Raw genomic sequence first — 8,067 nt, forward strand, 5'->3', positions numbered from 1 at the left:
CCGGCGAGGTCCGGCATGCCCAGGTTCGGGTCGATGTTCACGTTGTGCACCTTGGTGCCGAAGATGGCGTTGGCCTTGCTGGCGTCCGTCGGGATGGCCGGCAGGAACTCGTCACGCACCTTCTTGTCGAACTTCGACCACTCCGCACCCTGCTTCTCGGCCGGGAGGGCCTTGATGCGGTTCATCTCCTTGTCCAGACCGGCCTCCTTGAGGAAGCCGACCGAGTGGCCGGAGAGCTGCGAGGAGCCCAGGAAGATGGCCGGGTACACGGCGTCACCCTGCGGCCAGTCGTAGCACCAGCCGGCCGGGCCCATCATCATGTTGGTGTCGGCGTCGGTCTTGGCGATGAGCTCGCGCATCTCGGCGCGCGGCACACCCTGGTCCTTCACCGTGAAGCCGGCCTTCTCGAGAGCCTGCTTCCGGGCGGTGTTGGTCTTCTGGGCCACCGGGTTGTCCACCGAGTAGTAGTAGGACAGCTCGAAGCCCTCCTTGCCGGCGTCCTTGAGCATCTGCTTGGCCTTCTCCGGGTCACCCTGGCCCTGACCGGGCAGGTTCTCCGAGGGCTCCGGCTTGAAGCCCGGCACCGAGGTGGACATGTACGACGTGGCCGGGTCGAAGTCCAGCTCGGTCTCACCGGCGGCCTTGCGGATCTGGTCGTACGGCCACGCGGCGGCGACCGCCTTGCGGACCTCCAGGGGGATCTTGCGGGTGTCCATGGAGACGTAGGACACGCACGGGCTGGAGTTGCTCGCCAAGCGGTCCTTCAGCTCACCCTGGAACTGCTGGGCCACACCACCGGGCACGCCGTCGTACATCAGCGAGGTGGCGTCGGGGCCGTTGCTCGCCGCGATCTGCTGGCCGAACGCGTCGTAGTCACCGGAGAAGGTGAACTCGATGGTGTCCGGGTACTGGTGGCGGGCCGGGTCGGAGTCGGCGGTCCACTGGTCGTTCTTCTCCAGGACCAGGCGGGCGCCCTTCTGGTACTCCTTGAACTTGTACGGGCCGGTGGCCAGCGGGTGGTCGCCGTACTTCTCCTTGGTGTCCTTGTCCTTGGGGATCGGCGACATCTGGGTGAAGGCGGCGAAGTAGGGGAAGGTCGGCCACTTCTGCTTGAGGTGGATCTCGATGGTCTTCTCGTCCTTGACCGTCACGCCGGCGAAGTCCTCACCGTCCTGGAAGGGACCCTTGTACTTGTCACCGTCCTTGAAGTACTCGTTCTGGTAGGTGGGGCCGCCGGGCAGCTCCTCCTGGGCGAACGAGCGCTTGATGCCGTAGGCCACGTCCTCGGCGGTGATCGGCGAGCCGTCCTCGTACTTCAGGTCGTCCTTGAGGGTGAAGGTCCAGGTCTTGCCGTCCTTGGACTCGGTGCCCAGGTCGGTGGCCAGGTCCGGGACCAGCTCGGAGGTGCCGTCGGCGTTGGTGCGGTACTGGGTCAGGCGACGCGTCGTGAGGTTCATGATCGCGTTGACGTCCTGGTAGAACTGCGCGGACGGGTCGAAGGTGGCCGGGGCGGCCGCGGAGAGGATCTTCAGGGTGCCGCCCTTCTTGGCACCCTCCACCTCCTTGGCCGGACCCTTGGCGTCCGGCACCATGCCGGCGGAGGCCTCCTTGGGCGCCTCGCTGGTGGTCTCGCCACCACCGGAGGTGGTCTCGCCACCACCGGAGGTCGTGTCACCGCCACCGGTCTGGCTCTGGTTGTTGTCCGACGGGCTACCGCCGCCGCACGCCGCAAGGGTCAGGGAGCCGACGGCCGCGACGGCTGCGAACTGGGTGAGTCGCATGGTGGGTATCTCCTTCTGGGCGCCCCGGTGAGTCCGGGGACGTGTGTGAGGTCGTGACCGACGGTCAGCGACGGGTGTGGGGGTTGAACGCGTCGTTCACGGCATCGCCCAGCAGGCTGAGCGAGAGCACGAGGAGGGAGAGTCCGATGACCGGCATCCACAGGTAGAGCGGGTGCTGCATGAACGAGTGCTGCGCACCCTGGATGGTCAGACCCCAGGAGACGGCCGGCTCGCGCAGGCCGACCCCGAGCAGGGACAGACCGGCTTCGGCGGCGATGAACGCCGGGATCGCGGTGGTCAGCGAGACGATGATCGGGCTGAGCAGGTTGGGCAGGATCTCCTTGCGGAGGATCTGGCCCGTGGGGACGCCCAGAGCCCGGGCGGCCTGCACGTACTCGCGCTCGCGCATCGAGATGACCTCACCACGCACCAGGCGGGCCAGACCGGGCCAGCCGAACAGGATGAGCACCACGGTGAGCACCCAGAAGCGGATGTCGGCCACCTGATCGTCGGGGATGAACCCGCCCTTGATCCCCGCGACGCGGTTCACGGCGATCGGCACCAGGGCGATGGCGAAGAGCAGGAAGGGCAGGGACTGCACCACGTCGATGAGGAAGGACACGATGTTGTCGACGATGCCGCCGAGGTAGCCAGCCAGCAGGCCCAAGGTCGTGCCGATCACCGTGACGGCCACAGCGGCCGTCACCGAGATGATCAGCGACGGGCGGATGCCGAGCAGCCAGCGCCCCAGCAGGTCACGGCCGTTCCCGGTGTCGACGCCGAAGGGGTACTCCCAGCTGGCGGTGAACAGGGGGTAGCCGCCCACGTCGATAAGGTTGGTGTCTCCCACCAGGGGGTCCACACCGCGCAGGTTGTTGATGGTCCCCGCGAACAGGCCGAGGAGCACGAAGGTCAGCGCACAGCCGAGCGACATCATCGCGACCTTGTCGTACGCCAGGCGCCGCAGGGCAATCTGGGTCGGCGTCTTGGTCTCGAAGCGCGTCGAGGCCGTCGCGGCCGCGGTCGTTCCGCCGTCCTGAGTCGCCGGCGTCGCGGTGGCCGGGTCGGCGTCGCGGGAGAGCTTCGAGTCGTCCAGGCTCTGCACTGATGTCTCCTCGGTGATGGTCGTGCCCGCTTGGGCACGCCCATCATGTGGACCCGAGAGTGTCTCCGCCAGAGAACGCGTCAGGCTGTAACCGATTCGTGACGTAGCCGTGACGCGGCCTACACCTTGCGGCCGGCGCCGCGGGATCCCTCAGCGGCGCAGACGGGCCCGCAGGCGCTGCCACCGCTCGGCCAGGGTGGCCTCGAAACCCCGCCCGGTGGGCCGGTAGTAGCTGGCGTCAGCAAGGTCCTCGGGCAGGTACTGCTGGGTGGCCACACCGCCGTCGGCATCGTGCGCGTACTGGTAGCCCACCCCGTGGCCCAGCGACGCCGCACCGGAGTAGTGCGCGTCACGCAGGTGGGGCGGCACGCTACGTCCCTTGCCGGCCCGCACGTCGGCCAGCGCCGCGTCGATCCCGGTGTAGACGGCGTTCGAGGGCGGCGCGAGAGCCACGTGCACCACGGCCTGGGCGAGCACGATCCGCGCCTCGGGCATGCCGATCTGCGCCACGGCGTGCATCGCGGCCACGGCGGTCTGCAGGGCCGCGGGGTCGGCCATGCCCACGTCCTCGCTGGCGGCGATGACCACGCGACGCGCGATGAAACGCGGGTCCTCCCCCGCCTCGATCTGCCGGGCCAGGTAGTGCAGGGCGGCATCCACGTCCGAGCCCCGCATCGACTTGATGAAGGCGCTCGTCACGTCGTAGTGCGCGTCACCGTCCCGGTCGTAGCCCACCACCGCCGTGTCCAGCGCCTGCTCCACGTGCGTTGCGGCGATCTCCACCGGGTCGTCCCCCTCGGCGCCCGGTGGCACGGCGGACTCCGCGGCGCCCGCGGCCGCCTCCAGCGTGGTGAGCGCACGGCGCCCGTCTCCCCCGGCCAGCCGCACGATGCCGTCACGGGCCTCGTCGGTGAGGGCGAACCTCCCGGCCAGACCCCGCTCGTCGGCCACGGCGCGCTCCAGCAGGGTGCGCACGTCCTCGTCGGCCAGGCTCGTGAGACGCACGAGGATCGAGCGGCTCAGCAGCGGGGTCACCACTGTGAAGCTGGGGTTCTCCGTGGTGGCGGCCACGAGGATGACGGTGCGGTCCTCCACGCCCGGCAGCAGGGCGTCCTGCTGGGCCTTGGTGAACCGGTGGATCTCGTCCAGGAAGAGCACGGTCTGCCGGCCGTACATCGCCTTCTCCCGCCGGGCGGCGTCCATCACCGCACGCACGTCCTTGACCCCGGCGGTGACGGCCGAGAGCTGCACGAAGGTGCGGCCCGCGGCATCGGCCACCAGGCGCGAGAGCGTGGTCTTGCCGGTGCCCGCCGGTCCCCAGAGGATCGCCGAGGACGACCCGGCCACGCCCTGCCGGCCCTCGATGAGGCGGCGCAGGGGGCTCCCCGGGGCCAGCGCCTCCCGCTGGCCGACCACCTCGTCGAGGGAGCGGGGCCGCAGGCGGGCGGCGAGCGGCTCGTCGGGGTTCCAGTCCGCGCCGGGCACGGCCTGCCCTCCCCCGGTGCCGGCTCCCCCGCCGGCGGTGCTGAACAGGTCGGGGGTGTCGGTCATGCCCCCAGCGTAGGTGGCGCACACCTGGGCGACGCCGGTGGCACACTGCGCCCGTGCGCCAGATCCGGACCCGTGCAGAACTCCTCGAGGCCTCGGGCCACGACCCCTACGTGCGCTGGGGCGTGCCCGCCGATCTCCCCGCCCCCGCCCTGGAGCACCGGGGTGCCGTCGCCACGCTCCGGGTGCGTCACCGCCTCGGCCGGGTGCGGCGCAGCGCCTTCCTGTTCGGAGCGCGCGCCGGGATGGAGGCCCTGGTGCACGAGGTCCTCGACGACCTGCTGGCCGAGTGGGGCGCCGAGGGCATCAGCGTGCCGGCCGAGCACGGGCACCTGCTCGACGCGCACGGCATCGAGCCCGGCGGGCGCTGGGACTGGATGTGGGTGACCGCGCCACGCACCAGCTCCCCCGCCGTCTCGTCCGCCCCGACCTCCGGTGGCCGCCTCGGCCTCGACGCCGTGGTCACCCTCGACGACGCCTCCGACGCCGCGGAGATGGCGGCCTTCTCCGAGCAGTGGTCCCCCACCGCCGAGGGCGAACCCGGCGCTGGCCTGAGCACCCTGTGGCAGGGCGTGCGCGAGGGCGCGCTGGAGGGCCGGCCGACCCAGGGGCCGCTGCTGGCCCTCGGGGCGAGCCAGCCCTTCACCGACGAGGTGCCGCACCTGGCCGGCATCGTCACCCGCGGGGATGCCCGCGGGCAGGGGCTGGGCCGGCTGGTGACGGAGTCGCTCACACTCGCCGAGGTCCGGCGCACCGGCGTCTGCACCCTGGGCATGTACAGCGACAACGACACCGCCCGGGCGCTCTACCGGTCGATCGGCTACGAGACCGCCTGGGCATGGGACAGCCGGCCGTGGCACGGGGCCACGGCCGGCTGCTGCTGAGGGCGCCGGGCCAACCATGGGCGCGGCCGGCGCTCAGCTCGTAGCCGGGGCCACCTCCGAGGTGTCCTGCGCGGCGTCCTCGTCCTCCTCGGGCTCGAAGTCCACACCGGCCTCCTCGCGCTGCTGCGCGGAGATGGGCGCCGGGGCGTCGGTCAGCGGGTCGTAGCCGCCACCGGACTTCGGGAAGGCGATGACGTTGCGGATCGAGTCGCTGCCCGAGAGCAGGGCCACCACGCGGTCCCAGCCGAACGCGATGCCGCCGTGGGGCGGGGCGCCGTAGGAGAACGCCTCCAGGAGGAAGCCGAACTTCTCCTGCGCCTCCTCGGTCGACAGGCCCATGACCTTGAAGATGCGCTCCTGCACGTCGCGGCGGTGCACACGGATGGAGCCACCGCCGATCTCGTTGCCGTTGCAGACCATGTCGTAGGCGTAGGACAGGGCCTCGCCCGGGTCGGTGTCGAAGGTGTCCATGCACTCGGGCTTCGGGGAGGTGAAGGCGTGGTGCACGGCGGTCCAGGCGCCCTCGCCCACGGCGACGTCACCAGAGGCCACGGCGTCGGCGGCCGGCTCGAACAGTGGTGCGTCCACCACCCACAGGAACGACCAGGCGTCCTCGTCGATGAGGCCGCAGCGGCGGCCGATCTCCAGGCGGGCCGCACCCAGCAGGGCGCGGGCCTCCTTGGCCGGGCCGGCGGCGAAGAAGATGCAGTCGCCGGGGTTGGCGCCCACGTGGGCGGCAATGCCGGCCTTCTCCTCCTCGGAGATGTTCTTGCTCACCGGGCCGGACAGCTCGCCGTCCTCGCCGACGAGCACGTAGGCCAGACCCTTGGCGCCGCGCTGCTTGGCCCACTCCTGCCAGGCGTCGAGCTGCTTGCGCGGCTGGCTCGCACCACCGGGCATGACGACCGAGCCCACGTACGGCGCCTGGAACACGCGGAAGGGCGTGTCGGCGAAGAACTCGGTGCAGTCGGTGAGGGTGAGGTCGAAGCGCAGGTCGGGCTTGTCCGAGCCGTACTTCTCCATCGCCTCGCGGTAGGTCATGCGCGGCATCGGGGTGGGCACGTCCACTCCGATGAGGGCCCAGACCTCCTGGGCGATCTCCTCGCCGAGGGCCATGACGTCGTCCTGGGTGACGAAGGACATCTCGATGTCGAGCTGGGTGAACTCCGGCTGGCGGTCGGCGCGGAAGTCCTCGTCGCGATAGCAGCGGGCGATCTGGTAGTAGCGCTCCATGCCGCCGACCATGAGCAGCTGCTTGAACAGCTGCGGGCTCTGCGGCAGGGCGTACCAGCTGCCGGGGGCCAGGCGGGCCGGCACGAGGAAGTCGCGGGCGCCCTCGGGGGTGGAGCGCGTCAGGGTGGGCGTCTCGACCTCCACGAAGTCGTGGCCCTCCAGCACGCGGCGGGCGGCGGCGTTGGCCTTGCTGCGCAGGCGCAGGGCGGCACCGGCGGAGCGGGCGCCCGGGCGGCGCAGGTCCAGGTAGCGGTGCTTCAGGCGGGCCTCCTCGCCCACCTCGACGCGCTCGTCGATCTGGAACGGCAAGGGCGCGGCGGGGTTGAGCACCTCGAGCTCGCCGGCCACGACCTCGACCTCGCCGGTGGGCAGGTCGGGGTTCACGTTGCCGTCGGGGCGCACGCGCACGTCGCCGGTGATGCGCACGACGTACTCGTTGCGCAGGTCGTGGGCGCCACCGGACTCGAGGACCTCGTCGCGGGCCACCACCTGGGCCACGCCGGAGGCGTCGCGCAGGTCGAGGAAGGCCACGCCACCGTGGTCGCGGCGGCGGGCCACCCAGCCGGTGAGGGTGACGGTCTGGCCGGCGTGCTCGGCGCGGAGCGTGCCGACCTGGTGGGTGCGGAGCATGGGTCGTCCTTTCGGGTCGGGTCTCCCGTCACGGACGCCGCCCCGAGGGGTGCCGTCCGTGAGGGGGAACGGCAGCCCGGGAGGTGTGGGCGGGGGCCAGGTCGCGGTGCCACCACACCTTCGCCGGGCAGGACGCCCGGCCTCTCGTCGGTCCGCCGGACGCGCGATCGGCAGGATCCCGCGGGTCGTCACTCCGCCCTCGCCGATGCGGCGGATTCTGCCAGTCGGGCCGGCTGGTGTGCCAATCGATTCCGCGGGCCCTCAGCGGTGCCCGAGCGGACCCACCTCGTAGGGCGCGTCGGCCGGGCGCGTGGGCGCCCCGCGGTGGAGCACGCGGTCCAGGGCGAGGGCCCCGATGACGGTGCTCGGGTTGTGCACCCCACCGGCGTGCACCGCATCGAGCAGGTCGGACAGGCGCACCCAGTGGCCAGTCATCTCGGCCTCCTCGCCCTGGCGCTCGAAGGAGTCCTCGGCCACGTCCTCCACGTCGGTGGCCCAGAACACCCGGATGGCCTCCGCGGACCCGCCGGGGGTGGTGTGGAAGTCCACGAGCGTCACCCAGCGCGAGGCGGTGAGGGCGGCCTCCTCGGCCAGCTCACGGGCCGCGGCGGCCTGCATCGGCTCCCCGGGCTGGTCGAGCAGACCGGCCGGCACCTCCCAGGCCGTGGTGCGGACCGGGTGCCGGTACTGGCGCACCAGGTAGACCTCCACCTCGCCGGGCTCGCCGGTCACCGGACGGGTGGCCAGCACGGCCACTGCCCCCGGGTGACGGGTCCACTCGCGCCAGGCGGTCCCGTCCTGCAGGGCCACGTCGGCCCCCACCACGGGGTAGCGCGCGCCGTCGTGGAGCACCCGCTCGGCGCCCGCGCCGAGGTCGGTCACCTCG

Annotated in this window: 6 protein-coding genes; 1 reads left to right on the forward strand and 5 read right to left on the reverse strand. The window is 71.8% G+C overall.

Annotation, left to right across the window (positions count from 1 at the left end):
• The 3 genes from HMPREF3099_RS02785 to HMPREF3099_RS02795 all read right to left on the reverse strand — a co-directional run.
• Window positions 1–1,781 (reverse strand): ABC transporter substrate-binding protein (locus HMPREF3099_RS02785; RefSeq protein WP_070703741.1); only part of this gene is annotated, 1,781 nt, incomplete at its 3' end.
• Window positions 1,782–1,845: 64 nt separating this feature from the next.
• Complete coding sequence (locus HMPREF3099_RS02790) at window positions 1,846–2,886, reverse strand: ABC transporter permease (protein ID WP_237769713.1); 1,041 nt, start codon at window positions 2,884–2,886, stop codon at window positions 1,846–1,848.
• Between the two features lie 150 nt (window positions 2,887–3,036).
• Window positions 3,037–4,437 (reverse strand): replication-associated recombination protein A, encoded by a 1,401-nt coding sequence (locus HMPREF3099_RS02795; RefSeq protein ID WP_083323433.1) that lies wholly within the window; start codon window positions 4,435–4,437, stop codon window positions 3,037–3,039.
• Between the two features lie 53 nt (window positions 4,438–4,490).
• On the opposite strand from HMPREF3099_RS02795, the gene HMPREF3099_RS13235 reads away from it, so the two are divergent.
• Window positions 4,491–5,318, forward strand: a complete 828-nt coding sequence (locus tag HMPREF3099_RS13235) for a GNAT family N-acetyltransferase (protein ID WP_070703745.1) — start codon at window positions 4,491–4,493, stop codon at window positions 5,316–5,318.
• Between the two features lie 33 nt (window positions 5,319–5,351).
• On the opposite strand, the gene aspS is transcribed toward HMPREF3099_RS13235, so the two are convergent.
• Both aspS and HMPREF3099_RS02810 read right to left on the reverse strand, forming a co-directional pair.
• Window positions 5,352–7,181, reverse strand: a complete 1,830-nt coding sequence (gene aspS / locus HMPREF3099_RS02805; RefSeq protein ID WP_070703747.1) for an aspartate--tRNA ligase — start codon at window positions 7,179–7,181, stop codon at window positions 5,352–5,354.
• 261 nt (window positions 7,182–7,442) lie between these two features.
• Window positions 7,443–8,067 (reverse strand): NUDIX domain-containing protein (locus tag HMPREF3099_RS02810; protein ID WP_141761954.1); only part of this gene is annotated, 625 nt, incomplete at its 5' end.

Origin of the sequence: Kytococcus sp. HMSC28H12 (assembly GCF_001816045.1) — a bacterium.
In the GTDB taxonomy this organism is placed as follows: Bacteria; Actinomycetota; Actinomycetes; order Actinomycetales; family Dermatophilaceae; genus Kytococcus; species Kytococcus schroeteri.